This is a genomic window from Mesorhizobium sp. WSM4829 (assembly GCF_055811475.1).
The window spans coordinates 1-1,581 of record NZ_JBVVQJ010000102.1 but is presented as its reverse complement, the minus strand read 5'-3'; the positions used below and the strand labels follow the sequence as shown (position 1 = coordinate 1,581).

Annotated in this window: 1 protein-coding gene; it reads right to left on the bottom strand. The window is 60.3% G+C overall.

The window, feature by feature from the left end; translation table 11 throughout:
- Nucleotides 1–1,581 (bottom strand): acetate--CoA ligase family protein (locus AC0L17_RS34320; protein WP_473518965.1); only part of this gene is annotated, 1,581 nt, incomplete at both ends.

Sequence of the window (1,581 nt, the reverse complement as noted above, 5' to 3'; positions counted from 1 at the left end):
ATTGTTGTTTGCCTCGTTGTTGTTTCCAAGCACCAGCAGCGCGTCGGCGATCCATGCGCCTTTGCCTTGCGTGCATACGATCAGCGGATTGATGTCCAGTTCTTCGATCTCGTCGGCATGCTTTCGCACGAAATCAGCGATGGCCTCGATGGCCTCGATTGCTGCCTCGACGTCGGCCTTGGGTCTGCCTCGATAGCCATCGAGCAAGGGATAGAGTTTCAGCCTGCGCAGCGCCGCTCCAATGTCCTCGCGTGTCGTAGGCAGTAGCAGGGTGACGCTGTCGCGCAGCAGTTCGACCATTACGCCGCCCGTGCCCAGCGTCATCACTGCACCGAACACCGGCTCACGGGTGAAGCCGACGATGAGTTCAGCCACGCTGTCGCTTACCATGCGTTCGACATAAAGGCCGCTGCCAAGTCGAGATAGATCCTTGGCGGCGTTGCCGACGGCTGCTGCGTCCTTCAGGTTTAGACACACTGCCCCGACTTCTGACTTGTGCGCCACACCCAACGCCTTCAGCGCCACCGGGAAGCCGAGCGCTTGCGCCGCAGCCACTGCCTCCTCGCCATTGCCAGCGCGTTTGCCTTTAGGCACCGCCAGCCCGGCCTCGATCAGTTTCGCCTTCGCGCGGGCTTCATCAAGCGTGACACGTTCTCCTTTCAATTGGCTCGCGCCTATGACATCGACAGCCTGCGCCAAAGGCTGGCGCCAAGCCTTGCCAATGGTTGCGGCAGCCTGCACAGCATCCATGGCCTCAGGTATACCGGCGAGCGGGACGATCCCCCTCTCCATAAGGTCGATGGCGTATTCCTCCGGCATGTTCTCCGGCAAGGAAACCACGATCGCACCCCGTGCATTGTGGGTTTTCAGCGCCGCTTCGAAGGCCCGAGCGTTCGGGAACCGGTCGGTGTTCGTGGTACGATCGGAACGCGGATAGTCAAGCACCAGCATATTGAAATCAAAGCCGCCCGATACCATGGCAGTGAAAACCTCGGTCATCGCAGGCTCGTTCCCCCAGATGAAGGTCTGATAATCGAGCGGATTGGCCACAGCGACCAGCGGTCCCAGCGGCACCTGGATGCGGGCTCGGTGCTCGTCGGTCAAGGCTGGGTAATACAGGGGCCGTCCCACGGCAGCATCACCCATTAATGAAGCTTCGCCGCCCGAGCAACTCATCGACGATATTCGGTAACCAGACAATGGCCCGTACAAGTGCAGGAGCTTCAACGCCTCGACGAAGGAGGAAAGGGAATCGACGCGTGCGATACCCAATCGCTCCAGAAAGGCGCCGGACGCTGCGTCGGAGCCTGCCAGCGATGCTGTATGCGACAAGGTCGCCTGCTGCGACTGCTGGGAACGGCCTACCTTCAACGCGACGATCGGCTTTTTCAACCGCCGAGCCTCAGACGCTAGCTTCTCAAAGCCGTCTATGGAATCGAAGCCCTCAATGTGCAGGCCGAGGGCAGTGACGCGATCGTCCTGAATTAGACTGAGTGCAATTTCGGATAAACCGGTCTGGGCCTGGTTGCCCGCAGTCACCAGGAACGCGAGCGGAAGGCCACGCCTTTGGCTCGTCAGGTT